Below are 26,931 nucleotides of genomic sequence, written 5' to 3'. Positions count from 1 at the left end.
CGTGAGCAGCATTCAGGTGGCGGACCAAACCTTCATCGCCGCACCCCCGGAACGGATCGCGGCGGCCGTGGCGTCGCCCGCGCGGTGGCGGGCATGGTGGCCCGACCTCGCGCTCACGGTCCGGGAGGACCGCGCCGAGAAGGGAATCCGGTGGGCCGTCGCAGGCCCTGTCAACGGAACCATGGAAGTGTGGATCGAGCCCGTTCTCGACGGTGCCGTCGTGCACTACTTCCTGCACTGCGAACCGACAGGTGTCGCGCCCGAGCGCATCGGAACGGTGGACACGGCCGGCTTGACGCGTGCGCGTCGCGTCGCCGGAAAGAAGATGGCATTCGAGGTGAAGGCACGCCTCGAAGCGGGTCGTCCGGCAGGCGAATCCCCCCACCTGTGAGCTCGTGGCCGCCCGATACGGTGTGTGATAGACAACGGGCGACGGCGTCGAGTGCGCCGCCCCTGGTGGGACGGACGAAAGGGAGCATTCATCGCATGGCCGAGAAGACCAAGAGGTCGATCACCATCGATGCGCCGGCCGATCGGGTCATGGCTGTCATCGCCGATTTCGCCGCCTACCCCACCTGGGTCGAGGCCGCCAAGACGGTCGAAGTGCTCGACACCCGGCCCGACGGTCTCGCCGAGCGGGTCCGCTTCGTCCTCGACGCAGGAATCGTGAAGGACACCTACGTTCTGCGGTACCAGTGGGCCGAAGACGGTCGTGCCGTGAGCTGGGAACTGGAATCCGGTGAGATCCAGAAGGCGCAGTCCGGCTCGTACGTTCTCAACGACACCGCGGACGGCGGGACGGTCGTCGACTACCAACTGACCGTCGACGTGAACATCCCCATGATCGGACTGTTCAAGCGGAAGGCGGAGAAGGTCATCACCGACACCGCGCTCAAGGAACTGAAGAAGCAGGTGGAGGGCTGATCACCTCGAGCGAAACCGGCACCTCGAGCGAAACCGGTCCCGCGCGTGTGCGCGTGTTCTTCGGTAAGGGTGGAGCCGGGAAGACCACACTCGCCGCGGCGACCGCAGTGGGCCTCGCTCGCGCCGGGGCGCCGGTGCTGGTCGCCTCGCTCGACCAGGCGCATTCACTGACCGACGTGCTGGGTGTCGCTCCCGGACGAGGAGTGCGGTCCGCGGGCGACGGCCTCGACCTGATCGAAATCGATTCGCAGGCGTTGCTCGAGCAGCGCTTCGCGAGCCTGGCCTCGCTGGCATCGATGGCGACCGGCCACGAGCACGGCGACCGGTTCGCCCTCCCCGCACCCGAGGAACTCACCGGTCTGCCCGGGGTCGAGGAACTGCTCGCGTGGTCGGAGGTCGTGCGCCTGGCCGGAAGCGGCCGATGGAACACCGTGATCGTCGATGCGCCCGCGTCGGCCGCCGCGGTCCGGATGCTCACGGCCCCACGCACGTTCGCCGAATACATGGAACGCATCTGGCCACAGCACAGCCGCGTCGAAGCGACGCTCGGGCCCGACCCGCGACTGGCGGTGGTGGTCGCGCTGTACGACCGGGTTCTCACCGGTATCGGCGCGACCTGCGATCTGCTCGAGAACCCGGCCGAGACCACGGCGGTGCTCGTGTCGACCCCCGACCGCGTGGGCCTCGCCGAGTTGACCCGGCTCCGCTCGTGGACCGCCCTGATCGGACTGACTCTCGAGGCGGTGGTCGTCAACGGGATCGTGCCGGCCTTCGACGACGACGGTCCGGCCGCACAATGGCTGGCGCGGCGCCGCGCAGACCAGATGGCGGTCCTCGCGGAGACGACCGCGATCGTCACCGAGGTGCCGGTGGTCGGGTGTGAGCAACTCGACGAAGAACCGGTAGGGTGGGCGTCTCTCGGGGAGTTGGCTACCGGTCTTTCCCGGGATCTCCGCGATCCGCAGGCCCTTCCGGTCAGCGGCGTGGAACGGGTTCGCGTAGAGCACGAGTCGGGGACGGGAGTGGAGTCTGTGTATGCGATGCGGATGTATCTGCCGCTGGCCGACCCGTCGTCGCTGACGCTGGGACGAGTCGACGACGACCTCGTGGTCGGCGCCGACGGCATCCGCCGACGCGTCCGTCTCGCCTCCGTGCTGCGCAGGTGCACCGTGTCGGAGGCGGAGTTCGACGGCACCGATCTTCTCGTACGGTTCGCCCCCGACCCGGCGGTGTGGCCGCAGTGAGCGAAGACTTCGACCCGCTCCTCGCCGACCTGCGAGTCCTGGCCGACACGGTCCTCGACTTCATGGACGGCGTGGTGGACCAGCTGGCGGACCGCGGCGACACCGCCGGCACGGCTCCCACGGCCCACGGTGCGGGCGAGCACGGCGGAGAGTCGCGTCCTCCGGCGACCACCGGCTGCGCATGGTGCCCGGTGTGTGCCGCGGTGGCACTGTTCCGCGGAGAGAATCACGAGTTGCTGACGCTGCTGGCCTCCCAGCTCGCGGCCCTCATCGCTCTGGTGCGCGAATGGCTCGCCCGTCATCTCCCGGGACAACCGGGCTCGCCCGAGCCCACGGATCCGGCGCCGCCCGAACCCCGCGATCAGGGCAAGGGATTCGTGCCGATCTCCGTCACCATCCGCCCCTGACCCCGCAGTCTGTAGGTATGAGCCCGGACTCGCGCCGATCTGCGTCCTCCGCCCGCCACACCATCGGAATCGACGTGGGTGGCACCAGCATCCGCGCTGCCGTCGTGAACCGCGACGGTGAGGTGGTGGACTCCGTGCGAGCACCCACCCCCGGATCGGCGCCGGTGCTCGAGGACGCCCTGCACCGGGTCGTGGCACACCTCGCCGAACGCAACGACGTGGCCGCCGTCGGCCTCGCGGTCGCGGGTTTCCTCACCGCCGACCGCACCACCGTGCGGTTCGCCCCGCACCTGCCGTGGGTCGGCGCCCCCGTCCGGGCGACACTCGAGGAACGCTTCGGGCTGCCGGTGGTGCTCGAGCACGACGCCAACGCCGCGGCGTGGGCCGAATACCGATTCGGGGCCGCCGCCGGGAGCCGGGTCGCGGTGGTCGTGGCGCTCGGCACCGGGATCGGCGCCGCGTTGCTCATCGACGGCAGGTTGTATCGCGGGGCCTACGGAGTCGCGCCGGAACTCGGTCATCTGCAGGTCGTGCCGGACGGGCGGCCCTGCCCGTGCGGGAAGCGTGGGTGCTGGGAAAGATACTGCAGCGGAACAGCACTCGTCGATACAGCAGTAGAGATGCTCGCATCGGCTCCGGGCAGATCTCAGCTCGCCGCAGGTGTCGCCGCCGATCCGGGCTCGCTGACCGGACGCCGGATCGCCGGCGCCGCGCAGGACGGTGACCCGCTCGCCGTCGCCGCGGTCGCGGACTTCGCCCGCTGGCTGGGACTCGGCCTGGCAATGGTGGCCGACATCTACGATCCCGAGATCATCGTGATCGGGGGAGGGGTGTCCGGGTCGGCGTCGCTGTTCCTCGACGACGCGCGCGAGCACTACGCCGCGGCGACCACCGGCGCCGGTCACCGGCCCCTCGCGCGCGTCCGCGTCACCCAACTCGGCGACGCGGCGGGACTCGTCGGCGCGGCGGACCTCGCGCGCAGCGGCCCACAGGTGAGATCCTGATCACCTCGCGCGCCGCAGCGTGGGGGCGGGCACGTTGCCGATGTGCGTGTGGTGGGCGCGTCGTCGTAGAGTCGACCGTCGGGACGGTAGTGCTGCCTCCGCGCCGGCGCATATCGGGGACCGATCGATTTCGGGGAAGGATGCCATGTGGTATTGGCTGTTGAAGTACGTTCTGCTGGGCCCTCTGCTCTTGCTCATGGGACGTCCGAAATTCGAAGGCGGCGAGAACATTCCCGCCAACGGTCCGGCTATCCTGGCGAGTAATCATCGCGCGGTGCTCGACTCGTTCTACCTTCCCCTGCTGGTGCGGCGGCGGATCACCTTCCTCGCGAAGAGCGAGTACTTCACCGGAACAGGGCTCAAGGGCCGGTTCCAGCGCTGGTTCTTCTCCGCGGCCGGGCAGGTCCCCATCGACCGCACCAGCGCCGACGCCGCCCAGGACGCTCTCGCTGCCGGTGTCCGCGTCCTCGGCCAGCAGAAACTGCTGGGTATCTACCCCGAAGGGACCCGCTCGCCCGACGGTCGTCTCTACAAGGGCAAGACCGGCCTGGCCAGGCTCGCGCTCGAGACCGGGGTTCCCGTCATTCCGGTGGCGATGATCGGAACCGACCAGATGAACCCGATCGGGTCGAAGATGTGGCGACCGGCGAAAGTCACCGTGCGCATCGGCAAGCCCATCGACTTCTCCCGCTTCGAAGGCATGGGCGGCAACCGGTTCGTCGAACGCACCGTCACCGACGAGGTCATGTACGCCCTCATGCAGTTGTCGGGCCAGGAATACGTCGACATCTACGCGGCCTCGCTCAAGGAGCCCAAGCCCGACGGCATCGCGGAAGGGCCTGCGGTGACGCAGGCTCCTGAAGCGGATCGCCTCCCCGACACCCAGGCGGGCTGATCGAACGCGACCCCGCAGGTCACGTGCCCGGTTGCCCCGGCATAATGTGAGTACGTGCGCTACTTCTACGACTGCGAGTTCATCGAGGACGGTCGAACCATCGAACTCGTATCGATCGGTGTCGCCTGCGAGGACGGCCGCGAATTCTACGCGGTGTCAACAGAATTCGACCCCGACCGAGCGGGGGAGTGGGTTCGCCGCAACGTGCTTCCGAAGCTGCCGTCCCCCTCGCATCCCGCATGGCGCTCGCGCGCACGGATCCGCGACGACCTGCTGAAGTTCCTCGTTCCGAGGCCGGGCGTCCAGCCGGAACTGTGGGCATGGATCGGTGCCTACGACCACGTCGTCCTCGTGCAACTGTGGGGCACGATGCCGGAACTGCCCGAGGTGCTCCCGCGATACACCCGTGAGCTGCGGCAACACTGGGAATACGCGGGCCGGCCCCCACTGCCGCGAGTCCCGGACGACAACCACGACGCACTCGCCGACGCCCGCCACAATCTCGCGAAGTTCGAGGCGATCGAGGCCGCACGCCGTTCGCGGTGAGACCCCGATCCGGGGTCCGCGCACGACCGGGCGTGCCGGGTCATATCCTGGGTTCTGTGAACTGGACTGTGGACGTGCCGATCGACCGCTTGCCCGAACTGCCTCCACTGCCGGTGGAGCTGCGCGACCAGCTCGACGCGGCACTTGCCAAGCCGGCGCTGCAACAGCCGACCTGGCCGGAGGAGCAGGCCGCAGCCATGCGGACCGTGCTCGAGAGCGTGCCCCCCATCACCGTTCCCAGCGAGGTCGAAGAGCTCAAGCGGCAGCTCGCGGCAGTCGCACGCGGTGAGGCATTCCTGCTGCAGGGCGGCGACTGCGCGGAAACCTTCGCCGACAACACCGAACCGCACATCAAAGGCAACATCCGCACGCTGCTGCAGATGGCCGTCGTTCTCACCTACGGTGCGTCGACGCCGGTCGTGAAGGTTGCCCGCATCGCCGGGCAGTACGCCAAGCCCCGCTCGTCCGACACGGACGCGCTCGGCCTCAAGTCGTACCGCGGCGACATGATCAACTCGCTCGTCGCCGAGGAGAGCGTCCGCGCGCACGACCCGTCCCGGCTGGTGCGGGCCTACGCCAACGCGAGCGCCGCGATGAACCTCGTGCGCGCGGCCACCGCAGCTGGTGAGGCCGACCTGCACCGGGTGCACGACTGGAACCGCGCGTTCGTCGCGTCGTCGCCCGCGGGTGCGCGCTACGAAGCGCTCGCGTCCGAAATCGACCGGGGCCTGCGCTTCATGGATGCGTGCGGCGTCGTGGACCCCAACCTGCGGTCCGCGACCATCTACGCGAGCCACGAGGCGCTCGTCCTCGACTACGAACGCGCCATGCTGCGGCTGGACACCTCCGGTGACGAACCGCGTCTGTACGACCTGTCGGCGCACTTCCTGTGGATCGGCGACCGCACTCGTCAGCTCGACGGCGCGCACATCGCGTTCGCCGAACTGCTGTCGAACCCGATCGGCCTGAAGATCGGCCCCTCGACGACCCCCGAGATGGCCGCCGAATACGTCGAGCGGCTCGACCCCACCAACACGCCCGGACGACTGACCCTGATCTCCCGGATGGGTCACTCGAAGGTCCGTGAGGTGCTTCCCGGCATCGTCGCGGCCGTGGAGGCCACCGGCCACAAGGTGATCTGGCAGTGCGACCCGATGCACGGCAACACCCACAAGGCGTCCACCGGCTACAAGACCCGCCACTTCGATCGCATCGTCGACGAGGTGCAGGGCTTCTTCGAGGTGCACCGCGCACTCGGTACCCACCCGGGCGGCATCCACATCGAGCTCACCGGGGAGAACGTCACCGAGTGCCTCGGCGGAGCCCAGGACATCTCCGACCTCGACCTGCACGGTCGGTACGAGACGGCGTGCGACCCGCGTCTGAACACCCAGCAGTCGATCGAACTGGCGTTCCTCGTCGCGGAGATGCTGCGGGGCTAGCGTCCACCCGTCGGCGGCGCTCCGCCGCCGACCGGGTACTTCGGATCAGGCAGTGTGGGATCAGGGCAGTGCGGTCAACGTGACCGTGCTGCCCTCTTCCGCGCGGCCGTTCGCACCCGGACTCTGAGCGATCACCACGGACCGGTCGGAGTCGGCGACCTGCCGCACCGTCACCTCGAACCCCATCTCCTCGAGTTCGTCGCGGGCAGATCCGACGGACCGCCCGAGCATCGACGGCACCTTGACGGCGTTCGACACCAGCAGCGTCACGGTGCCACCCGCGCCGACCTCTGTGCCGACCTCCGGATCGGTACCGGACACCCGCCCGCCGTCGATCTCCGGATCGAACACTTCCTCCACGTCGCTCACGGTCAGACCGGCGTCGTCGAGGATCCGCCGCGCGTCGTCGACGGTCTTCCCGGCGAGATCGGGCAACTCCACCGGCGGCGAACCCTTGCTCACCACGACTCGGACCTCCGAACCGACAGGCAGAACCGTGCCGGGCGCCGGATCCAGGGCAGCCACACCACCCTCGGGCACCGTCGTGCTGAACGCGCTGCCGCCGTCGACAGGCTCGAACGTGCGCCGGCGCAATTCGTCCTCGACGACCGATCGCTCACCCGATCCCGGGACATTCGGCACCGTCGGCGGGCCCAGCGAGACCAGGAGAGCCACCGAGCCGCCGTCCGGAACGCGGGAGCCGGTCGGAGGATCGGTGCCGAGCACCGTCTCGGGCGGGACATCGTCGGAGTACTCCCCGCGCACCTCACTCGTCAGGCCTGCTGCCTCGATGGCGGAGACGGCGGCGGCGCGGTCGAGTCCGTTCACGGTCGGTACATCGGTGAGACGTCCGGCGCCGAGCCACCATCCCGCGATACCCATGAACAATGCGAGCACGAGAATCGCAGCGATCCACCCGATGACGGAACGACGATGCCGCCGTTGGTCGTTCACGTGATCGCCGTGAGGGGCGGGCTGCTCCGGGTCGCTCCGATGATGCGGCTGGGTGACGACCTTGGTGTGCATCGTGCGCGTGGCGTGCACTTCTGCCGGGGGCGCCACGTCGGCGTCGGCGGGCGGAATCTGCTCGGGCGCGACCGGGTAGACCGAGGTCGGAGCATGCGACGATGCCGCCGCGGAGATCACCGTGGTTGCAGGTTCCCGCTGTGACGCCGGGGCGGCGGACGCGGCGGCGGCAGCAGCAGCGGCAGCAGCGGCAGCAGGTGCCGCGCTCGATGCCGCCGACCGGCGCGGGGCAGGTACGCGATACCGGGGCAGATCGAGTGCCTCGCACGCATCGCCGAGCGCCCGAGCCATCGCCTCCGCGTCGTCGAACCGCTGGCCGGGTTCGCGCTCGGTGGCACGGCGGACCAGTTCGTCGAATTCCGCGGGTACTCCGTCGATCCACGATCCGGGGTCGGGCACATCCTTCTCGACACGCTGGTACGCCACCGACAGCGACGTGTCGCCGGTGAACGGCGTGCGACCGGTGAGCATCTCGAACACGAGCACGCCGGCGGAATAGACGTCGCTGCGGGCGTCCGCGCTACCGCTGGTGACCTGTTCCGGTGACAGGTAGGCCGCGGTGCCCAGGATGACGCTGCGTGAGGTCGTGGTCGCGGCCGCGACAGCCCGCACGAGGCCGAAGTCGGCGATCTTCACCTCACCGGCTTCGGAGATGAGAACGTTCTCCGGTTTGACGTCGCGGTGGACCAGACCGGCACGGTGAGCGACGGCCAGGGCCCCGAGAACGGGTGCGGCGACGGCCGCGGCCGCGTGCGGCGGCATCGGACCACGCTCGCGGAGCAGTTCGCGGAGGGTGCCACCCTCGACCAGTTCCATCACCAGGAACACATGGTCACCGTCCTGGCCCTGGTCGTACACGGCGACGAGACCGGGATGATTGAGCCGGGCGACCGCCCGCGCCTCGAATTCGAAGCGGGCGAGAAACTGGGGATCGGCGGCGAACTGAGGATCCATGATCTTCACCGCTACCGGCCGGTCCAACCGCAGATCCGTCGCGCGGTAGACCGTGGACATCCCGCCGCGTGCGACGCGCGATTCGATGCGATAGCGCCGGTCGAGCACGACACCGACCATTCGGTCGCCTCCAGCGGTCACCCGGTGTACCCCCGTCTCTGGTGTGGATCATCGACAACCGGCACCGGACGCGACTGCCATGGTGCCGGCGAGACGGAGTACGTCGTCGCTGCCGCGGAAGCCGATCTCGTCCTTTGTAGATGGTAGCCAGACCGCCGAAGCGGCAGCCGCGTAGCTACCCGTGGAGGAGCGACGATACCGTTAAGGGGTGAGTGCGATTCCCTATTGCGACGACGTCATCGACCCATCCATCTCGGTATATCAGCTCGCCGACGTTGCAAAACGCCTCGACGTCCCGATCGTCCGCGTGCACCAGATGCTGCGCGACCGCCAACTGCTCGCGCTCAAGCGCAACCGTGTCCCGGTCGTGCCGAAGGCGTTCTTCGACGAGGACGGGCGGGTTCTCCCGCAGCTGCGCGGGCTGCTCGCCGTGCTCCACGACGGCGGATTCGGCGACGACGAGATCCTCGAGTGGCTGTTCCACGACGACGACACGCTGCCCGGCAGCTGCCCGATCGCCGCGCTCCACACCGACTCGGCGCGCGAAGTCATGCGACGGGCTCAGGCGCTCGCCTTCTGACGGCACCGAACGATCCCGCGGCGACCTGCCCGAGCACCACGGCGGCACGGGTGCGCCGCGGGACGATCGCCCGGCGGTCCAGAACGCGGAAGCCGCCGGCCTCGACCTCGTCGAGGATGCGTCCGTAGAGCACGAATGCGGCGCGGATGCCCGGACGCACCCGGTCCGGTAACAGGTCCAGGCCCGGTTCGGCGGCGCGGTACTCGGCACGCGTCAACGCGACCGCGTGGGCCAGCGCGCGGCGCACCCGCGCGTCCACCACGCCGGTGCGGCGACCCGCGCGCAGCAGTTCGACCTCGACCCCGAACGCGGACCACAGATCGACCGGGAGATAGAGACGATCGCGGTCGAGATCCTCCCCGACATCGCGGATGAAGTTCGTGAGCTGGAACGCCGTGCCGAGCGCCGCCGCGTACCGAGCCGCAGCGGGATCGTCCACCCCGAAGACAGGGAGCAGTTGGAGACCGATCACCCCGGCCGAGCCGTACATGTAGTCACCCAAATCGGCCATGTCGGGGTACCGGTTGCGGTACTCGGGCGTGCCCGGCACGTCCATCCGCATGGAACGCAGGAAAGCATCGAAGTGCGCGACGGGAATCTCGTATCGGTGCACCGTCTCGGCGAGGGCCCGCAAGACCGACCCGAGGTCGTCGGCCGGACCGGGATCGCCCGCGAGCGCGGCGTGGAGACGCTGCTCCGCAACGGCCAGTCCCCGCGCGGCCTCGGCCGGGTCGTCGACGGCGGTGACATCGACGATGTCGTCGACGACGCGCGCGAACCCGTAGAGGGCGTGCACCGCGCGTCGCCGCGCGGGTGGCAGCAGACGCGCCGCGAGATCGTAGGTGCGGCCGTGTTGCGCGGTGAGCCGGGCGCAATGGGCGAAGGCGGCGTCCAGGTCGTCGGGACGCGCTCTGCGGGCCTGGTGCTCGAACACTCCGGTGATCAGTCCCCGTCGGCCGCTGCGGAGCCGGGCGTCCCGCGTCGTGCGGCAGTGTGCCGGGGGCCGAGCCGCAACGGATCGCGGGTGGTCAGCGATCGAGCCGCGATCACGGCCGCCAGCACCGCGAGGGCGACATGCGCGATGTTGTACATACCGATCGAACCGTCCGGATTGAAGACCAGCATCAGCCACGTGGACAGGCCCACCAGGATCATGAGCGTGCGGGTCGACATCGCGAAGGCCGCGGCCACGGCGAGCGGCCACGAGTAGTACCAGGGCAGCGCGGCGGGAGACAGCAACGTCACGGCGGTCAGCGCGATGACGATGCCCAGCACGGCGTCGCGTTCGGTGCGGCGGAAGCGCCACCACGCCCAGGCGAGGATCGCGACCAGTGCGAGCGCGCACAGCATCCGGGTCACGTCGAGGATCGAACCGAGTCGCCACGGCGTGATCCAGGTGCCCACGTGCGCGACCATCGTGGGCAGGGAGAGCCAGTTGATGATCTTCGAGGAACCGGACAGAGCCGTCAGCCAGCCGATGCCCACGCCCGCCAGCAGCGAAGCGCCCCCGAAGACCGCCACGAACACCGCGAACCCGGCGCCGACGGCCTTGAAGAACAACCGCACGGGCGCGGCGGGTTCCCGGCCTTCGGCGAGCGCGCGGTCGCGTTCGTGGATCATCCACACCCAGATCAGGAACGGCAGCGCGAGCCCCGCGGTGGCTTTGATCGCGGCGCCGAGGGACACCAGGGCGATGCCTCCCATGTGACGTCCCTGAAGGACGAGGACGATGCCCGCCGTCATCAGTCCGACCATGAGGAGTTCGTTGTGCACGCCGCCGACGAGGTGGATGAGGACCAACGGGTTGAGCACTGCGAGCCACAGGGCAATCGCCGGGTTACCGCCCATCCGGCGTGCCAGCCGGGGTACCGCCCAGGCCATCAGGAACAGGCCGGGCAGCATCAGGATGCGCCACAGCCAGGTGCCCGACACCACGTTGTCGCCGGTGACGGCGGTGATACCCGAGCCGAGCAGCAGGTGGACCGGACCGTACGGCGTGGTCGTCGTCGTCCACACGTTGCTGACGTTGTCGAGCAGCACGCCGGGATTGACCACCGGCCCGTCGGTGTACGGATCGAAGCCGGCCCGCAGCATCGCGCCCTGCGCGAGGTAGGAATACGCGTCGCGGCTGAACATGGGTGTCGCGACCAGCAGCGGTGCCGTCCATGCAGGGAGCACGGTCCACAGGTCGCGCAGGCCGACGGTGCCGGCGAGCGTCGCGCGTCCCACGCGGACCCACGCGCCGATCATGATCAGCACGCCGACCCAGAGAATGATCACGGACAGCAGTTGCCCGTGGCCGAACCGCAGCCACGACAAGAACATCTCTTCGAGCAGCGGATCCTTCCGCCGGACGCTGCCGGCGCCGAAGCTGCCGAAGGTCATCAGCACCGAACCGCAGGTGCCGAGAAGCGCTGCGTTGCCGGCGGGGCTCCGAAGGAATGAGGTGATCCTGCCGGCCGGCATCTTGCCGGTCGAGGCGCGGTCCGCCGGGGCGGCACCCTCGGGGGATGTGGATGCTGCCGACTCCGCCACCGATCTGTCCTGCGGGTCGGCGTCGGGGGCGGCGGGGGACGACATGGGTGTGGGTTCCTCCCCGGAAACGGTGCCGGCGCGGAGCGCAGGGTCTGACGAACGGTGTACTGACGGACGGGTGTGCCGACGAGCAGTGTGCTGACGAACGAGCAGTGTGTTGACGAACGCTGACAGTTTAGTGGAGGCTCGAGGCCGGCGACTCCCTAGTCCGCGGCGCCCGCCGCACGCCGAGACGTTCGGCGGCCAGCCGTCCCGACATCAGCACGGTCGGAACACCGACCCCGGGCACGGTATCCGACCCTGCGAGCACCACATTCGGGAATCGGGGATCGAAATTGCGGCGGCGGAACGGGCCCGTCTGGCGGAACACGTGCGCCGCGGCGAACGGACTACCGTCGATCATGCCCCGGGCGTGCCACGTGGCGGGAGTGTCGACGTGGTCGATCCGGAACCCGTCCGTCACGCCGTGGTAGCCGCGCGATTCCAGCACCGCGAGCAGTTCGCGTCGGTAGGGACCGGACAACGCCGACCAGTCGAAGGGCGCGCTGTCGAGGTTCGGGCACGGTGCGAGCACCGACAACGGTTCGTGTTCGGTGCCGTCGCGCTGCAGCAACTGTCCCGGGTCCGAGATGGCGGGCCGGGTGATGAGCAGGGACGGATCCGACATCAGCCGTCCACGACCCTGCGGCCGGGTGATCTCGGCGAACGTGCGTTCCCACGCCGCGCCGAAGTCGATGACGTGGTGGTGCCGGGCGTCCCACGTGCGGGAAATCGCGGTGGGGACGGTGCCGTGCAACACCACGGCGGACGGCGCCGCAAGGATCCGGCGACGCCGGCGCGTGGCCAGCAGATCGTCGGCGACGGGTGAACCGGTGGTGAGCACCACGGCGTCGCACCCGAACCGCCGGCCGTCCGCCGTGCACACTGCCGTGACCCGGTTCGCGTCCCGCTCGAGGGACACCACGTCGCTGCCGAGATGCACTCGGCCACCCGCGCCGACGAATGCTTCCGTCATGGCACGGGCGATCCGGCGCATTCCTCCCTCGACGGTGTACACGCCGAGCGTGGTGTCCATGTGGGCGATGGCGCCGTACACCGCGAGCGCCTGGGCGGGAGCAACGCCGGCGTAGAGCGCCTGGAAGGTGAACACCTTGCGCAACCGTGGATCGGTGATCCGGCGGCCGACCTGCGCCCCGAGCCGGCCGAAACCGCCGAGCCGGAGCAGGCGCAGCAGGTCACGGACGGCGGCAGGCGAGGAGACGAGATCGAGCGGTGAATCGAAACTCGCATCCATGAACCGGTCGAACTCGGCGTCGAAGATGTCGGCGAGCCAGCGGCGCAGGCGCAGATAGCGTTGTGCTTCCTGTGCTCCGGACAGTCGCGTGATCTCCGCAGCCATCGCGTCCGGGTCCGAGTGGACGTCGAGGGTGCTGCCGTCGTCGAACCGGGCGTGGTAGGTGGGAGTGAGGCGGGACACGCGCAGCGGCGGGTCCACCGACGCGAAGTCGGCGCCGACCGCCGCGAGTGCGTCGGCGATCAGGTCCGGCATGGTCAGGACGGTTGCGCCGTTGTCGATCTCGTACCCGGGCCCGGCATACGTTCCGACCCGGCCGCCGACCGTGCTCTCGCGTTCGAGCACGGTGACCTCTTTGCCCGCACCACGAAGATGCAGGGCTGCGGCGAGGCCCGCGAGCCCGGCACCGACCACGACGACGCGGTGCGCGTCCTGCACCGTGCGTGTGCCGGACATCAGGCCGCGCGGCGTGTCGCGGCGTACGCGGCCGCGCGTAACCGCGCTTTGCCCTCCTCGGTGGCGGTGGAAGCCTCGAGTGCCTCGAACGCGCTCTCCGTGAGTGCGGTGATGCGCTGCTCCACTCGATCGACCGCCCCGAGGTCGACGAGCAGGCCGCGCATGCGCTCGACCTCGTCGTCCGTCAGGTCGGCGCCGATCGCGTCGCGCAGGGCACGCCCCGCCGCGGGGTCGGTTGCGTCCGCGGATTCGAGCGCGAGCGCGAGAAGGACGGTGCGCTTGCCGCTGCGGAGATCGTCTCCGGAGGGTTTGCCGGTGACGGCGGGGTCGCCGAAGACTCCGAGCAGGTCGTCGCGAAGCTGGAATGCCAGTCCGATGTCGGTGCCGAACCGGCGGTACGCGGCGATGAGGTCATCGTCGGCGCCGGCGAGTACCGCGCCGATGTGCAGCGGTCGCTCGATCGTGTACGCCGCGGTCTTGTAGCGGTTCACGCGGGTCGCGGCCTCGACCGTCTCGTCCGACGCGACCTCACCGACGATGTCGAGGTACTGGCCGCCGAGGACTTCGGTGCGCATGGCCGACCACACCGGTGTCAGCCGCGCGAGTTGCTCGGCGGACAGCCCCGACTCGCGCACCATGTCGTCGGCCCAGACGAGCGCGAGGTCGCCGAGGAGGATGGCAGCGGCTTCACCGAACTGTTCCGGCGCACCCTGCCACCCGGCGTCGCGGTGCCGGGAAGCGAACTCGATGTGGACGGTGGGGAAACCCCGGCGAGTGGTCGACGCATCGATGATGTCGTCGTGGACGAGCGCGCCGGCCTGCACGAGTTCGAGCGCGGAACAGGCACGCAGCACAGCCTGGGAATCGGGACCGGCGGGATCGCCGCCGGCGCCGAGCCAGCCTGTCCATGCGAACGCCGGGCGGACTCGCTTTCCGCCGCGCAGCACGAACGACTGGAGCGTCGCGACTGCCTCGCGGTATTCACCGCCGACCGAGTCGACGAGTTCGGCGCGGGTGGAGAAGAACTCCCGCAGGGCGTCCTCGACGAGTCCGGGAAGCGAGGGGGCGGGCGCGGGATCGGCTCCGGTGGACAGGACTAACCTCCTGGTCGATGTGCACGGCACCGTCGGACGACAACGGTCCCGGCACCTCGGTCCACCCTATCCGGACCCCTCCGGGGTCGCCGCGGACCGGATGCGAATGCCCGCGCCTTATGCTGAACGCGTGGAAAACGATCTGGTCAGGGCGACCGAGGACAGCGGAGAGTCCCGCACCCCATCCATCGTGGACCGTCTCGGTGCCACACGGTCCGGCAGGATTCCGTTCTCGGTCGAGTTCTCGCCGCCTCGGGACGCCGACGCAGAGGCACGCCTGTGGCGGGCTGTGCGCGCGTTCGAGCGGCTCGGCCCCGCTTTTGTCTCCATGACATACGGCGCCGGCGGATCGACCCGAGACCGCACCGTCCGCGTCACCGGCGACCTCGCCGAGGAAACCACCTTGCTCCCGGTCGCGCACCTCACCGCCGTCGGGCACAGCATCGACGAGATCCGCGCCATGGTCGGTGCCTACGCCGACCGGGGCATCACCAACATCCTCGCGCTGCGCGGCGACCCGCCGGGCAATCCGCTCGGCGAATGGGAGAAGCACCCCGACGGTCTCGAGCACGCCGACGAACTCGTCCGGTTGGTGCGCGATCTCGGTGACTTCCACGTGGGCGTGGCGTCGTTCCCCGAAGGGCACCACCGCTCACCGGATCTCGATCACGACACCCGGTATCTCGTCCGGAAACTGCGCGCGGGCGCCGAGTACTCGATCACGCAGATGTTCTTCGACGTCGAGCATTATCTGCGCCTGCGGGACCGGGTTGCGGCGTGCGATCCGGAACAGGCCGCCAAGCCGATCATTCCGGAGATCATGCCGATCACGTCGCTGCGCTCGGCGCGCCGGAGCCTCGAACTGTCGGGCTCGAAGCTTCCCGCCGCGCTCGAGGAACGCCTGGTGCGCGCGGCGGGCGACGGACCTGAGGAGGATCGTGCCGCCGTACGCGAGGTCGGGATCGAGGTCGCGACCGAGATGTGCGAGCGGCTGATCGCCGAGGGCGCACCCTGCCTGCACTTCATCACTCTCAACTTCGCCCGCGCCACCAGCGAGGTGCTCACGCGCCTCGGTATCGAGGTCCGCTCCAGCGTGCCTGCGGGACAGCCGGTCTGATCCACGCACAACCCTGTCCGATCACCGGTGCCCGCCGGTTACGGCAGGACCCGGTTCTTCCACATCGCCCGGCCCGCGCTGCGAGCGCGGACCGAGGCTGCGGTCAACCATCCGAAGACGGCGATGGACACCGGGTGCGTGGCGGCGGCCAGAGCGTCGGCGGGGACCGGGCGAGTGCCCCGCTCGGCCGCCCTCGCGATCACTCGTGAGAGCAGTGCGGCGGCCGTGCCCAGCACACCCCAGCGCCGGGTGCGCCCATGCCCCGCCAGTGCGGCGACCGGAGGCACGACGTACGCGACCGCGTACGTCGCGACGACCGCTGCCGCGCCGGCACGCGATCCGAACGCCGACCACAGCCAGCGTGTGTAACCGCCGGTCACGGCCTTGCGGCCCTCGTACATCCGGCACGACACGAGTGACCCGCCCGCAGCGACGATCGTCGGGTGTCCGGCCCGTCGCAGCGTCCGCGCGAGGTCGAGGTCTTCGGTTGGGCTCGACGCGACCGCCGAGTGTCCTCCGATCGAGCGGTAGTCCGCGGTGTCGAAGGCGAGGAACTGCCCGCACGCGACGGCCATCGACGGTCGCCGGGTGCGGTGGGAGACCGCGACCGGCAAGGTCGTGAACCACGACCAGAACAGCAGGGGCTGAACGAGACGTTCCGTCACCGAGCCCGCGACCTGGAACGGCCACGGCGACACCAGTGCGGCAGAACGTGCCCGGAGCAACGCGACCGCTGCGGCGATCGCGCCCGGTCGCAACCGGACGTCGGCGTCGATGAACACCACGGCGCCGGTCTCGCCCGGATCGGCCACGGAGAAGGCGTGCTCGCACGCTGCCGCCTTACCCGTCCAGCCCGGCGGGGGAGGCGTCGTGGAACGCACGACGCGCACGCGCGGGTCGTCGCCCGCAGCCTGCCGGGCGATCTCGAAAGTGTCGTCGGACGAGTCGTCGTCGAGGACGAGGACCCGCAAGCCCGGCACACCGTGCTGTGCCCGGAGATCGGCGACGACAGCGCCGATCCGGGACGCCTCGTCGCGGGCCGGGACGATGACGGTGACCGGTTCCGTGACGGCCGCACCGTCGCGCAGGCGGGGCACCGCGACGCGGTTGGCGGTGGCGACGACGGCTCCGTACAGCGCGATACCCGCGCCGACGGCGACCGTTCGGTTCATCCACTGCGACCGGGCAGCACCGGAGGATCTGTCGCGGGCCGCCGACGGCGTCGTCGGGTTCAGGTCCGGTCCTCGTCGTCATCGGGGACGGTCCGCTGCGGTGCCGGGTCGCGCGTCCACCACGCGAGTACGCCGATGAGGAGTGCGACGCCGAAAGTGCCGCCCGCCATGATGCCTGCCCACCCCGCGAAACCGCGGGTGTTGGGGTCGGAGTAGCGCACATCGGCGCGCAGGGTGCTCACCTCACCGGCGGGAAGCTTCCACGTCACGATGGAATCGGATTCCCTCGTCCCGTTGGTCGTCGCGACCCTGGCGGGGAAGGCGATCGTGAACTGCACGTCGGTGCCCAGCGACGGCGCCGATTCGAGGTCGACGCGGCCGTTGAGCGCGACCAGATCGCCGTTGCGCTGGAGGTTGAGTTGCAACATCCCCGAGCCCTGCTCGGACATCGTCGCCAACTGCTGCACGTCGCCGAACGTCAGGTCGCTGAAGAAGACCTGACTGCCGACGTAACCGTCCTGCTCGTACGGCTGAACCTGGACCTTGCCCTCGAGTGACGCCGGTGCCACGAGCACGGGCCCGGGATCGTTCTCGTCGGCGGGGATGGTCGCGGCGACGATCTGCCCCGACACCCGGTCGTCCGACGAGATTCCCATCGACGCCTGGACCCGGAGGCACCCGGTGAGGAAAGGAAGGACGAGAAGCACGAGTCCCGCGACCGTGAGGACGCGGCGGACGGACGAAGTGGACTGCTGCACGAGGAATATGGTGCCAGGCGCGGTCACGGTCGGTGGTCCATCCGGGTCGCTGCGGCGAGTCGCCAGTCGGTCTCGTCCGGCGCCGTCCGGAAGAGGGATCGCAGCAGCGGAACGCCGAGAACCCCCATGACCACGAGACCGTAGATCGCAGAGAACCGCAGTTCGGGCGCCTGCAGGAACACGCTGTGGGCGAGTGCCGAACCCAGCCACGTCCACAGGAACAAGGCGAGGGGGACGGCGTCGTCGTGCCTGGGCGTGGGTCGCGACGAGCGGGAGTCGAACGTGAGCAGGACGACGGCCATCGCTGCGGCGACCACCACCCAGCCCGCGAAGTTGGTGAGCGGGATGTGCGCGATGCCGGGCAGACCGCCGCCGTTGCACCACGCCCACTGGCCGTCGGCGACCATCTGGGGATCGAGGTACAGATCCCAGCCCACCATTCCGACGGTGACCCCCGCGACGCGGCCCGGTGCCGTCCGGGTGATCCGCGTGGCGACACACCACACCGGGTAGAGGCCGGCGGTCCAGGCGAGCGGAACGACCAACGGCACGTCCAGCAACGACGGACCGAGTCGGTCGACGGCGTAGGCGTAGCAACCGTAGGGGTAGCCGGTTTCGGTCCCGATCACCTCGGAGGCGAAACCGCCGCCTGCGGAGACGGCGAAGAGTGTCGCGGCCCAGGCGAGCCCGCGGTGTGCCGCTGCATGGGTGAGAGCGGCGGCGGCGAGCAGGACCACCACTGCGACGGTGACCGTGTCACGCGCGGTTCCGGCAGTGAGGGGGTATGCGATCTGGGCGGCGACGGCAGCGGCGGCGAACACGATCGGCACGACGGTCTGCCACCGCGCGCCCGTCCTTCCGGAAACGACGGCGCTCACCCCGAGATCCGGCTCCAGGTTCGCCGCAGAATGCCACCGCGTGCATCCGCGAGGACGGTGCGTGCGGCGCTGCGACCGCTCGCGCCCGATACGCCGCCTCCCGGGTGGGTCGACGCACCCGTGAGGTACATCCCGGGAGCGTCGGGGACGCGGTAGCCGGACAGTTCGGGCAGCGGCCGCCACAGGAACATCTGGTCGAGCGACATCTCCACGTGCATCACGTTGCCCCCGAGCAGGCCGAGTTCGCTCTCGATCGAGGCGGGCGTCTGCACGTACCGATGCCGGACACTGTCCGTGAAACCGGGGGCGCGCAGTTCCATCTCGGCGAGAATCCGCTCCGTTTCGCTCTCCGCGACCTCGTCCCAGGTCCGTCCACCGCTGAGCCGGTACGGGTGCCACTGCGACCAGAGCGTGACCTGGTGTTCGCCGGCGGGGGCGATCGTCGGGTCGATCGCGGAGAAACTCATGCCGAGCACCGACGGGCGCGGCGGAAGCTCACCCGCCATCGCGGCGCCGTGCGCGAGACGCAGTTGCGCGCGGTCGTCGACGAGCAGTTGCAACCCGGTCGTGGTGTCGGCGGGGTCGTCGGCTCCGAGATACCGGGGAAGGGCATCGGTGCCCAGACGGAGCACCATCCCGATTCCCGGCCCCACCCGGACCGCGCGACGCCACTGCTCGAGCTTGCCGGCGTCGTACCCGCCGCGCCCGAGCAGATCCAGGGTGGTGAGGATGTGGCATCCGGCGATCACGGTGCGAGCGGTGAAGACGCTGCCCGCGGCGGTGCGCACCGTCCACGTCGAACCGGTCCTGCGGATCTCGGTGACGGCGTCGCCGCACGTGACCGACCCGCCGTCCGATTCGAGGCGGGAGAGCAGCGCCTGGGTGAGTGCGCCGCTACCGCCGACCGCCCGGCCCGGGGGGAGGGTGTGCATGAGCGCGGCGAAGCCGACCATCGCTGCGGTGCCGGGTTCGGACATCGGCGGCCCCGATTGTGCACCGAACCAGGCGAGTGCGGCCTTGAGCGGTTCGTCGTCGAAGTACTCGTCGAGCAGAGTGTCGCCGGTGGTGAGGAAACGGCGCGACAGCGCGCTGCCGCCGCCCTTCGCGTCGAGGCCCCAGAACGACGACAGCAGGTGTCGTCCGGTCGGGGGATTGGCGAACGACTTCATCACGGCGGCGCTTCGCGGACCCCAGTCGGCCACGAAGCGGCGATAGGCGTCCGCCTCGCGGCTTCCGCAGGCGTTCTCGATCGAGGTGCACGTCCGGTCGAGATCGCGGTGGAACACCATGCCGGGCCGGTCGGTGCCGGGAGGAGGTGGTGCGAACGCCCACGGGTCGCACTCCAGATACCGCAGGCCGTGGGCGGCGAGGTCGAGTTCCTCGATGATGCCGGAGTGCCGAACCATGATGTGGGCCGACGAGCCGCGATCGACGGCGTAGCCGGGAAAACGTTCGACGGTGGAGACGGCTCCACCCGGCGTGGTGTCGCGTTCGAGCACGTGGACGGACCAGCCCTCGCGGGCCAGATAACACGCCGAGACCAGCGCGTTGTGTCCCGAGCCGACGACGAGGGTATCCAGAACTGGCGTCATGAGGGTCCTGTCGAATCGGGAGGGGCGAGATGCGGTTCGAGCGGAAGGGCGCGGCCGAGTACGGCGAAAGGACGCGCGTCGCCCGTGAAGACGAATCTCCGCACCACATCGACGAAACCGAAACTCCGGTACAGGCGCCAGGCTCGATTGTCCTCGCCCGGGACCTCCGGGGTGGACAGCAACACGGTGCGTTCGGAGCGATTGCGCAGCAACCGGTAGAGCAGGGCGCGGCCGAGACCGAGTCCCTGGGTGTCGGGCCGTACGTGCAGTTCGGTCAGTTCGAAGTAGTCGCCGAGGACGGAGTCGATGTATTCCGGCGACCGGCCCGTGTGCCGCATCCCGGTCCGCACCTGCTGGTTCCACCACTGGTGCGGGTCGCCGCGGTAGCCGTAGGCGATGCCGACGAAGGTTCCGGGGTCTTCGGGGAGGGCCACGGCGACGGCCTGCCACCCGGGGCGTCCGGCATGTTCGGACCACATCGGGGCGCGGTGGTGTTCCGTCCCGCGGGGGTACTTCATCGCGGCGACGTACACCGCCAGCAGTTGGGGCAGGTGCGCCCGGAACTCGGCGGGGGACAGGTTCACGAAGATGGGGCCGCCACGCGCGGGTTCCGTGCGTGGGACGGGGCCCGTCTCGGCGGGCGGTTCGTTCGGTGGGTTCACAGAGGATCGGTGCTCGTCTGGGATCGGGGGCCGCCTTCTCTTGACGGGTTGTCGGTGGGTCCGGTTATCATTCAATACATCGAACGCATGTTCGATACCGGTGATCCGGTGATGTTCGAGGGAAGCGAACATCCCCGGGTCGTCCGGGCTACTACCGGAACTTCGGTAATACCACCATCGGGACGGCGGTGGTGCGCACTACCGGGCGCCGGTGGTGAGGTCGAGGAGGTGCACAGCATGTCCACCACGGATTTCGGCATACGAGGACCACGCCACGTACCGGGCGAGTCGGCGAGCGACTCCGCGCGCTGCGTCCGCGGCGCGACGTCCGCGCGTGCGGCCACGCTGCTCGGCAAGGCGGACGGACTGCTGTCTGCGGCCGCCGGCGCCGACACTGCGGCCGAGCGCTTCCGCCTCGCATATCTCGCGGCCCTGCGCGGCGCCGGCGCAGTGGTCGCCGCTGCGGAACTGCGCGCGCCGCAACGTCCCGCGCGCCGGCCGGGTACGCGCAACGCGTGGGTGTTGATGGCTCGCGCCGACGATTCGTTCGCGGTCTGGGCCGACTACTTCGCCGATCGCTCGGCCGCGCGTGCCGCCATCGAAGCGGGAGTTGCCCGTGCGGTGGTTGCCGATCAGGCCGACGAATTCTACGACGAGGTCGGGCGCTTCCTGCACGACGTCGAGGGGTATCTCGCCAGCGACGACGAGGCCCAAATGGCTTTTACGCTGTGAGTTTTGTCCCCATCCTCGGGGCTCTTCCGAGGGCTGTCCGGTAACTCGGCACCGGAGTTGGTGGTCCCGGGCGAGATGTACTCGTATTATCAACACAGGCGGCCGTCAAAGTCGGCCCCCCGTCGGATTCACCCAGAATTCGGTGGCCACCGTTTAGTGCCGGGGGAGGTACCGTGCCACTCTCCGAGCACGAGCAGCGCATGCTCGATCAAATCGAGAGCGCGCTCTATGCTGAGGACCCCAAGTTCGCCTCGACCGTCCGCGGGAAGCGGCTGGGAATGGCGTCGAATCGACGTCGGCTGCAAGCCGGCGTGCTTTTCGTCTTGGGATTGACACTGTTGATCGCTGGAGTCGCCCTACCGGTCAAGCCCGGTGGATTCCCGGTCATCAGTTTGCTCGGGTTTCTGGTGATGTTCGCGGCTGGTGTTCTGGTCCTGGTGGACGGTCGTCGCCGTTCGAATCCGGGAGACGGCACCGGGCGGCCTGCCGCCTCGGGACGATCCGGTGGTACCGGATCCCGGAGCGGGGGAAAGAAATCATCCGGCGGAGGGTTCACCCACCGCATGGAGGAGCGTTTCCGAAAGCGCTTCGAACAAGACTGACGCATCACCGCTTCGCACACGCTCTACGGCGCGACCCGACGGGTCGCGCCGTAGTCGTTTTCCGAGAGCCGTGCCGGCAGCGGCCGAGCCGTCGCGGTGGCCGGCGAGAGCGGATCCCCACCGCCCCCCACCGTCGCGCCCGGAAGACCTTGGAGGCCCCGCCGTGTGGGACGCGACCTCGGCGTTTGCCGACGCCGGTGTGACCTCTATCGCACGACGACGTCGGGGTGTCGCGCGCCTCTGCCCTGATCGCGAAAAATGCCCCACTTCGCTCCACCCTGGGTGAGCTGGAACTTTTGGCACAACACACCCGAAACGGATGCCGTAATCGGGCTGCGGTGGGGGAAAGTGGGGTACTGTGGGTCGCGGCGGGAGGCAGGATCACCCGCCGCAGACGTAACAGCCGTCCGACGAAGGCGGGAGGTGCCGAGTGTTCCTCGGTACCTACACGCCGAAGTTGGACGACAAGGGTCGGCTGACCTTGCCGGCGAAATACCGAGACGAACTGGCGGGAGGGCTGATGATCACCAAGGGGCAGGATCACAGCCTCACTGTGTTCCCTCGGGACGAATTTGCCGCCTTGGCGGAGCGTGCTGCGGGTGCTTCACGCAGCAACCCCCAGGCCCGTGCGTTCCTCCGGAGCCTGGCTTCGGGAACGGACGAGCAACGTCCGGACGGTCAGGGTCGCATCACCTTGTCCTCGGCGCACCGCAAGTACGCGGGGCTGACGAAGGACTGCGTGGTGATCGGCTCGGTCAAGTATCTGGAGATCTGGGACGCCGAGGCATGGGACGCCTACCTGGCCGAACACGAAGAAGATTTCTCCGAAGCGAGAGACGAGGCACTGCGCGACATCCTGTGACCGCGACATTTCATGACGGAGCCACGGCTGCGCGGCGAATGCCGCGAGGTCTCTGCCCGACACCGGCCCTGACGCACTTCCCCAGCGCCAGGTCCGGACAGGGAAGCCCTGACGCACTTCCCCAGCGTCAGGTCTCCCTCGCTCGGACAGAGACCTCGAGGCATTCGCCGTCGCCGTATCCGGAACCAGTGCGACACCGAGCATCTCGATCGAGTACCCGACAGACCGTATGCGGCCCGAGCAGGATTCCGGAGGAGACATGGTGGACGGCGAGGACGAGTCGACGGCGGACGAGCGCGAAGAATTCGGGCATGTTCCTGTCCTCCTCGGCCGAGCCGTCGAGATCCTCGGTCCCGCGATCGAAGCGGTGGGCCCCGGCGGCGAAGGCGCGGTCTACGTCGACGCCACGCTCGGTCTCGGCGGGCACGCCGAGCATTTCCTGAGAACGTATCCGGGTCTGCGCCTCGTCGGCCTCGACCGCGACCCGAACGCCCTCGCCATCGCGCAGGACCGGCTCGCCGAGTTCGCCGGTCGTACCGACTTCGTACACACGCGGTACGACGGCATCGCCGGCGCACTCGAAGAATGCGGGTTCGACCGCGAGGGATCGGTACACGCCATCCTGTTCGACCTCGGCGTCTCCTCGATGCAACTCGACGAGGCGGACCGGGGCTTCGCGTACTCGAAGGACGCGCCCCTCGACATGCGCATGGACCCGACCATCGGGATCACCGCGGCCGACGTCCTCAACACCTACAGTCACGGCGACCTCGCGCGAATCCTCAGTACGTACGGCGAGGAGCGGTTCGCCGGCAAGATCGCGTCCGACATCGTCCGCACCCGCGAGAAGACCCCCTTCCGGACGAGCGGCGAACTCGTCGAACTGCTCTACCGGGCCATCCCCGCGGCAGCGCGTCGTACCGGCGGTCACCCTGCCAAGCGCACGTTCCAGGCACTGCGCATCGAGGTCAACAGCGAACTCGATTCGCTGCGCGATGCCATTCCCGCCGCCCTCGACGCGCTGGCCGTCGGCGGCCGCATCGTCTTCATGTCCTACCAGTCGCTCGAAGACCGGGTGGTCAAGCAAGAACTCACACCGCGCGCGAAGTCGCGCAGCCCCGAGGGACTCCCCGTGGAGTTGCCGGGGATGGGGCCTGAGCTGCGCATTCTTACCCGGGGCGCCGAACGCGCCTCCGACGAAGAGATCGAGATCAACCCACGTTCGGCTCCCGTCCGCCTGCGTGCTGCAGAACGAATCGCCAGGAGGTAACCGATGACTGCACAGGTGGCGTCGCCGCCGCGCCGCGGGCCTGCTCGATCCACGGCTGCGCAACGCGCATATCAGCGCCGCAATCAGCGAGCAGCGCAACTCGGTGTCCCCGTGGCCCAGACCCGCGGACGCACCACCGGCGCCGGGCGGGTCCGGACACGGATACCGTTCGTCGCGACGATCCTCGCCCTGCTCGGTGTCGGGATGGCCGCGACGCTGCTGCTCACCACCGGCGCCGCGGAGGACTCCTACCACCTCAGCACCGCCCGGGCCCACAACGAGAGTCTCGTTCAGCAGCGTGCAGTGCTCCAGCGCGACGTCGAGGCCGGCAACTCCGCGCCCGTGCTCGCGGTGGAAGCCGCGAAACTGGGCATGATCCCGAGCACGCAGGTGGCGCGGATCGTCGTCGCCGAGGACGGATCGGTCCGCGTCGTGGGAGAAGCCGTCCCGGCTCAGGGGGCTCCGCCCGCACCGCTCAACTCCGCGCGCCCGCGCACCGACGCGCGGGGACAGGCCCCGCTGTCGGGTAGCGCCGGAGTCGAGAGTCCGCGCCCGCTCTCCGAGGTGGGAGAAGTCCCGACGCCGCGTCCGAACAGTACGGACGCGCTGGCCGGAAACGCCGGTCCCCGGCCCACCGAGCCGCAGGCTCCCGCCACGCCGGAGAACCGGAATGACGGAGCCCCGGCGGGTGAAGCGGAACAATTGGTGCCCGTGAGTGAGATGCCGCAACCGGGGGCTCCGGCGCCCCAGGCCGCCGAGGCGCAGGGCCAACCGGCAGAACCCGAGGACGGGCGCCGGTGACCCGAGGCTCCACCCCTCGCCGTGTACCCCGGGGCCGCGCGCCGGCCCCGGGCGGCAAGACCGGACGCAGTCGAATGCGTCCGGCTCGACGCGCTTCCGCCACCGCCGGGTTCGACTTCCGCACCAGGATCGGGCGGGGCGTCATGTTCCTGGCGCTGGCCGGGGTCGCGATGCAGTTGCTGATCGTCCAGGTGTTCCAGGCACCGACGTTGTCGGCCGAGGCCGCGAGCCAGCGGACCACCCGCCTCGTCGAACCGGCGACGCGCGGAACGATCGCCGATCGCAACGGCAACCCGATCGCCTACACGATGGAAGCGAAGGCGCTGACCTTCCAGCCGATGCGCGTCCGCAAGGAACTCGAGGAAGCCCGCGAAAAGGATCCGTCCGCGCCCGCCACCGACGAATATCTCGAGGGTGTCGCGAAGGCCGTGCACAAGGCGCTCGGTGCGGCGGCCCCCGAGAAGGACGTGCTCGAAAAGCTCGAAAGCGACGAGAGCTTCGTCTATCTCGCACGCGGCGTCGACCCGGGTGTCGCTGCGGAGATCGTCGAGGACTACGACATGGTCGGTCTCGAGCGGCAGGACATCCGCTTGTATCCGGGCGGGTCGCTCGCCGCGAACATCGTCGGCGCGACCGGCTGGGACGGGCACGGACTCATCGGTCTCGAGGCGTCGATGGATTCGATGCTGGCGGGCACCGACGGTTCGTCGACCTACGACCGGGGATCCGACGGCGCGGTCATCCCGGGCAGTTGGCGCGACCGGCAGCCTGCCGTGAACGGTTCGTCGGTGGAACTCACCCTCGACAACGACATCCAGTACTACGTCCAGCAGCAGGTGCAACGCGCCCGCGACCTGTCGGGTGCGAAGAACGCCTCGGCGGTCGTGCTCGACGCGCACACCGGCCAGGTCCTGGCGATGTCCAACGACAACACGTTCGACCCGTCGATCGGTGTCGCCAACAATCCGCCCGATGCGGAGCAGGGCAACCTCGCGGTGAGTTCGCCGTTCGAGCCCGGGTCGGTCAACAAGATCATCACCGCGGCAGCGGCGATCGAGGACGGCCTGACGACCCCGTCGGAGGTGCTCCAGGTGCCCGGCACCATCACCATGGCGGGCGCGACCGTGAAGGACGCGTGGGACCACGGGGTGGTTCCGTACACCACGACCGGCGTCTTCGGTAAGTCGTCGAACGTGGGAACCCTCATGCTCGCCGACCGTGTCGGTGAGGATCGCTACGCCGAGATGCTGAATCTGTTCGGACTCGGGCAACGCACCGAGGTGGGCCTGCCGGGCGAATCCGCCGGTTTGGTGCCCAGCCGGGAACAGTGGTCCGGCGGCACCTTCGCGAACCTGCCGATCGGGCAGGGCCTGTCGATGACGCTGCTGCAGATGACGAGCATCTACCAGACCATCGCCAACGACGGCGAGCGCGTACCGCCCCGCATCGTCCGCGCGACGATCGGTCCCGACGGGTCGCGGACCGAGACCCCGCGTCCGGATCCCGTGCGGGTGGTGAGCCCGCAGACCGCCGCGACCGTCCGCGACATGTTCCGGTCGGTCGTGCAGGACGACACCGGCAATCAGCGCGGGACCGGTACGGGAGCGGCGATCGAGGGCTACCAGGTGTCGGGTAAGACGGGCACCGCCCAGCAGATCGATCCGAACTGCAAGTGCTACTCGAATTCGGATTACTGGATCACGTTCGCCGGTATCGCACCGGCAGACGACCCGCGCTACGTGGTCGGCATCATGCTCGACGCGCCCACCCGCAGTTCCGACGGCACCGGCGGCCAGTCGGCCGCGCCGCTGTTCCGGGACATCGCCTCGTGGTTGCTCCAGCGCACGGGAGTGCCGCTGTCCACCGACCCGGGGAGCAAGTTGATCCTGCAGATCGACTGATCGTCCGACCGCCTGGTGTCCTTACCCCGGCACGTCGGTAACGTGATACGCCGGAACGAACGC

Annotated in this window: 26 protein-coding genes; 16 read left to right on the top strand and 10 right to left on the bottom strand. The window is 69.4% G+C overall.

The window, feature by feature from the left end:
* Nucleotide 1 precedes the first annotated feature (1 nt).
* The 8 genes from AC0B44_RS18955 (at nt 2) to AC0B44_RS18920 (ending at nt 6,462) form a co-directional block, all read left to right on the top strand.
* Nucleotides 2-391 carry a polyketide cyclase / dehydrase and lipid transport gene (locus AC0B44_RS18955; protein ID WP_471904347.1) on the top strand — a complete coding sequence of 130 codons (390 nt, stop codon included), beginning with the start codon at nt 2-4 and terminating at the stop codon, nt 389-391.
* 95 nt (nt 392-486) lie between these two features.
* Nucleotides 487-924, top strand: a complete 438-nt coding sequence (locus AC0B44_RS18950) for an SRPBCC family protein (RefSeq protein WP_471904346.1) — start codon at nt 487-489, stop codon at nt 922-924.
* A gap of 53 nt (nt 925-977) precedes the next feature.
* Nucleotides 978-2,168 carry an ArsA family ATPase gene (locus AC0B44_RS18945; RefSeq protein WP_471904345.1) on the top strand — a complete coding sequence of 397 codons (1,191 nt, stop codon included), beginning with the start codon at nt 978-980 and terminating at the stop codon, nt 2,166-2,168.
* A complete protein-coding gene (locus tag AC0B44_RS18940; RefSeq protein WP_471904344.1) occupies nt 2,165-2,575 on the top strand; it encodes a hypothetical protein in 411 nt (136 codons plus the stop codon). Before AC0B44_RS18945 ends, AC0B44_RS18940 begins: the two co-directional genes overlap by 4 nt.
* A 17-nt stretch (nt 2,576-2,592) precedes the next feature.
* Nucleotides 2,593-3,579: an ROK family glucokinase gene (locus AC0B44_RS18935; RefSeq protein ID WP_471904343.1), complete on the top strand. Its 987-nt coding sequence runs from the start codon at nt 2,593-2,595 to the stop codon at nt 3,577-3,579.
* Nucleotides 3,580-3,724: 145 nt separating this feature from the next.
* Nucleotides 3,725-4,474, top strand: coding sequence for a lysophospholipid acyltransferase family protein (locus AC0B44_RS18930; RefSeq protein ID WP_471904342.1), 750 nt, complete (start codon nt 3,725-3,727; stop codon nt 4,472-4,474).
* A 54-nt stretch (nt 4,475-4,528) separates the two neighbouring features.
* Nucleotides 4,529-5,020, top strand: coding sequence for a polyadenylate-specific 3'-exoribonuclease AS (locus AC0B44_RS18925; protein WP_471904341.1), 492 nt, complete (start codon nt 4,529-4,531; stop codon nt 5,018-5,020).
* Nucleotides 5,021-5,076: 56 nt separating this feature from the next.
* A complete protein-coding gene (locus AC0B44_RS18920) occupies nt 5,077-6,462 on the top strand; it encodes a class II 3-deoxy-7-phosphoheptulonate synthase (protein ID WP_471904340.1) in 1,386 nt (461 codons plus the stop codon).
* A gap of 60 nt (nt 6,463-6,522) precedes the next feature.
* Here the strand turns inward: AC0B44_RS18920 and pknB are convergent, their stop codons facing one another.
* Nucleotides 6,523-8,583 (bottom strand): Stk1 family PASTA domain-containing Ser/Thr kinase, encoded by a 2,061-nt coding sequence (gene pknB / locus AC0B44_RS18915; protein WP_471904339.1) that lies wholly within the window; start codon nt 8,581-8,583, stop codon nt 6,523-6,525.
* A 187-nt stretch (nt 8,584-8,770) separates the two neighbouring features.
* Between pknB and AC0B44_RS18910 the strand changes: the two genes are divergently transcribed.
* Entirely contained in the window at nt 8,771-9,142 is a 372-nt protein-coding gene (locus AC0B44_RS18910; protein WP_471904338.1) for an Rv2175c family DNA-binding protein, read from the top strand.
* Here the strand turns inward: AC0B44_RS18910 and AC0B44_RS18905 are convergent.
* The 4 genes from AC0B44_RS18905 to AC0B44_RS18890 all read right to left on the bottom strand — a co-directional run bounded on the left by AC0B44_RS18905 (nt 9,111) and on the right by AC0B44_RS18890 (nt 14,521).
* Nucleotides 9,111-10,076, bottom strand: coding sequence for a phytoene/squalene synthase family protein (locus AC0B44_RS18905; protein WP_471904337.1), 966 nt, complete (start codon nt 10,074-10,076; stop codon nt 9,111-9,113). The two genes, AC0B44_RS18910 and AC0B44_RS18905, sit on opposite strands and share 32 nt — an antisense overlap.
* 8 nt (nt 10,077-10,084) lie before the next feature.
* A complete protein-coding gene (locus tag AC0B44_RS18900; RefSeq protein WP_471904336.1) occupies nt 10,085-11,722 on the bottom strand; it encodes an alpha-(1->6)-mannopyranosyltransferase A in 1,638 nt (545 codons plus the stop codon).
* 130 nt (nt 11,723-11,852) lie between these two features.
* Complete coding sequence (gene crtI, locus AC0B44_RS18895) at nt 11,853-13,427, bottom strand: phytoene desaturase family protein (RefSeq protein ID WP_471904335.1); 1,575 nt, start codon at nt 13,425-13,427, stop codon at nt 11,853-11,855.
* Nucleotides 13,427-14,521, bottom strand: coding sequence for a polyprenyl synthetase family protein (locus tag AC0B44_RS18890; RefSeq protein ID WP_471904363.1), 1,095 nt, complete (start codon nt 14,519-14,521; stop codon nt 13,427-13,429). Before AC0B44_RS18890 ends, crtI begins: the two co-directional genes overlap by 1 nt.
* Before the next feature lie 190 nt (nt 14,522-14,711).
* On the opposite strand from AC0B44_RS18890, the gene metF reads away from it, so the two are divergent.
* Nucleotides 14,712-15,638, top strand: a complete 927-nt coding sequence (metF, locus tag AC0B44_RS18885; protein ID WP_471904362.1) for a methylenetetrahydrofolate reductase [NAD(P)H] — start codon at nt 14,712-14,714, stop codon at nt 15,636-15,638.
* 38 nt (nt 15,639-15,676) lie between these two features.
* Here metF and AC0B44_RS18880 read toward each other — a convergent pair whose 3' ends face one another.
* Genes AC0B44_RS18880 through AC0B44_RS18860 form a run of 5 tightly spaced genes read right to left on the bottom strand, consistent with a single transcriptional unit; the run spans nt 15,677 to nt 20,700 of the window.
* Nucleotides 15,677-16,810 (bottom strand): glycosyltransferase family 2 protein, encoded by a 1,134-nt coding sequence (locus AC0B44_RS18880; protein WP_471904334.1) that lies wholly within the window; start codon nt 16,808-16,810, stop codon nt 15,677-15,679.
* A gap of 59 nt (nt 16,811-16,869) precedes the next feature.
* Nucleotides 16,870-17,595: an LppM family (lipo)protein gene (locus tag AC0B44_RS18875; RefSeq protein WP_471904333.1), complete on the bottom strand. Its 726-nt coding sequence runs from the start codon at nt 17,593-17,595 to the stop codon at nt 16,870-16,872.
* Nucleotides 17,592-18,446 carry a carotenoid biosynthesis protein gene (locus AC0B44_RS18870; RefSeq protein WP_471904332.1) on the bottom strand — a complete coding sequence of 285 codons (855 nt, stop codon included), beginning with the start codon at nt 18,444-18,446 and terminating at the stop codon, nt 17,592-17,594. The genes AC0B44_RS18875 and AC0B44_RS18870 overlap by 4 nt, the downstream gene beginning before the upstream one ends.
* Entirely contained in the window at nt 18,443-20,038 is a 1,596-nt protein-coding gene (locus tag AC0B44_RS18865; RefSeq protein WP_471904331.1) for a phytoene desaturase family protein, read from the bottom strand. Before AC0B44_RS18865 ends, AC0B44_RS18870 begins: the two co-directional genes overlap by 4 nt.
* Nucleotides 20,035-20,700, bottom strand: a complete 666-nt coding sequence (locus tag AC0B44_RS18860) for a GNAT family N-acetyltransferase (protein ID WP_471904330.1) — start codon at nt 20,698-20,700, stop codon at nt 20,035-20,037. Before AC0B44_RS18860 ends, AC0B44_RS18865 begins: the two co-directional genes overlap by 4 nt.
* 237 nt (nt 20,701-20,937) lie before the next feature.
* Between AC0B44_RS18860 and AC0B44_RS18855 the strand changes: the two genes are divergently transcribed.
* The 6 genes from AC0B44_RS18855 (at nt 20,938) to AC0B44_RS18830 (ending at nt 26,868) form a co-directional block, all read left to right on the top strand.
* Complete coding sequence (locus tag AC0B44_RS18855) at nt 20,938-21,432, top strand: SAV_6107 family HEPN domain-containing protein (RefSeq protein ID WP_471904329.1); 495 nt, start codon at nt 20,938-20,940, stop codon at nt 21,430-21,432.
* A gap of 173 nt (nt 21,433-21,605) precedes the next feature.
* Nucleotides 21,606-22,034 carry a DUF3040 domain-containing protein gene (locus AC0B44_RS18850; RefSeq protein ID WP_471904328.1) on the top strand — a complete coding sequence of 143 codons (429 nt, stop codon included), beginning with the start codon at nt 21,606-21,608 and terminating at the stop codon, nt 22,032-22,034.
* Between the two features lie 430 nt (nt 22,035-22,464).
* On the top strand, nt 22,465-22,896 hold the full coding sequence (gene mraZ, locus AC0B44_RS18845) for a division/cell wall cluster transcriptional repressor MraZ (RefSeq protein WP_471904327.1): 432 nt from the start codon (nt 22,465-22,467) through the stop codon (nt 22,894-22,896).
* A 259-nt stretch (nt 22,897-23,155) separates the two neighbouring features.
* Nucleotides 23,156-24,166 carry a 16S rRNA (cytosine(1402)-N(4))-methyltransferase RsmH gene (rsmH, locus tag AC0B44_RS18840; protein ID WP_471904326.1) on the top strand — a complete coding sequence of 337 codons (1,011 nt, stop codon included), beginning with the start codon at nt 23,156-23,158 and terminating at the stop codon, nt 24,164-24,166.
* 3 nt (nt 24,167-24,169) lie between these two features.
* Nucleotides 24,170-24,967 carry a cell division protein FtsL gene (gene ftsL / locus AC0B44_RS18835; RefSeq protein ID WP_471904325.1) on the top strand — a complete coding sequence of 266 codons (798 nt, stop codon included), beginning with the start codon at nt 24,170-24,172 and terminating at the stop codon, nt 24,965-24,967.
* A gap of 74 nt (nt 24,968-25,041) precedes the next feature.
* Nucleotides 25,042-26,868: a peptidoglycan D,D-transpeptidase FtsI family protein gene (locus AC0B44_RS18830; RefSeq protein WP_471904324.1), complete on the top strand. Its 1,827-nt coding sequence runs from the start codon at nt 25,042-25,044 to the stop codon at nt 26,866-26,868.
* Nucleotides 26,869-26,931 lie beyond the last annotated feature (63 nt).

This window comes from Rhodococcus sp. NPDC019050, from assembly GCF_055664235.1.
The sequence above is the reverse complement of the archived record's forward strand: the minus strand, read 5'-3'. Positions and strand labels throughout refer to the sequence as shown.

Bases quoted from the DNA above. Each gene is read 5' to 3' on its own strand.
- ftsL (WP_471904325.1), top strand. From the start codon at position 24,170: ATGACTGCACAGGTGGCGTCGCCGCCGCGCCGCGGGCCTGCTCGATCC.
- crtI (WP_471904335.1), bottom strand. From the start codon at position 13,427: ATGTCCGGCACACGCACGGTGCAGGACGCGCACCGCGTCGTCGTGGTC.
- AC0B44_RS18830 (WP_471904324.1), top strand. From the start codon at position 25,042: ATGCGTCCGGCTCGACGCGCTTCCGCCACCGCCGGGTTCGACTTCCGC.
- AC0B44_RS18900 (WP_471904336.1), bottom strand. From the start codon at position 11,722: ATGTCGTCCCCCGCCGCCCCCGACGCCGACCCGCAGGACAGATCGGTG.
- AC0B44_RS18930 (WP_471904342.1), top strand. From the start codon at position 3,725: ATGTGGTATTGGCTGTTGAAGTACGTTCTGCTGGGCCCTCTGCTCTTG.
- AC0B44_RS18865 (WP_471904331.1), bottom strand. From the start codon at position 20,038: ATGACGCCAGTTCTGGATACCCTCGTCGTCGGCTCGGGACACAACGCG.
- AC0B44_RS18855 (WP_471904329.1), top strand. From the start codon at position 20,938: ATGTCCACCACGGATTTCGGCATACGAGGACCACGCCACGTACCGGGC.
- AC0B44_RS18950 (WP_471904346.1), top strand. From the start codon at position 487: ATGGCCGAGAAGACCAAGAGGTCGATCACCATCGATGCGCCGGCCGAT.
- AC0B44_RS18880 (WP_471904334.1), bottom strand. From the start codon at position 16,810: ATGAACCGAACGGTCGCCGTCGGCGCGGGTATCGCGCTGTACGGAGCC.
- AC0B44_RS18935 (WP_471904343.1), top strand. From the start codon at position 2,593: ATGAGCCCGGACTCGCGCCGATCTGCGTCCTCCGCCCGCCACACCATC.
- rsmH (WP_471904326.1), top strand. From the start codon at position 23,156: ATGGTGGACGGCGAGGACGAGTCGACGGCGGACGAGCGCGAAGAATTC.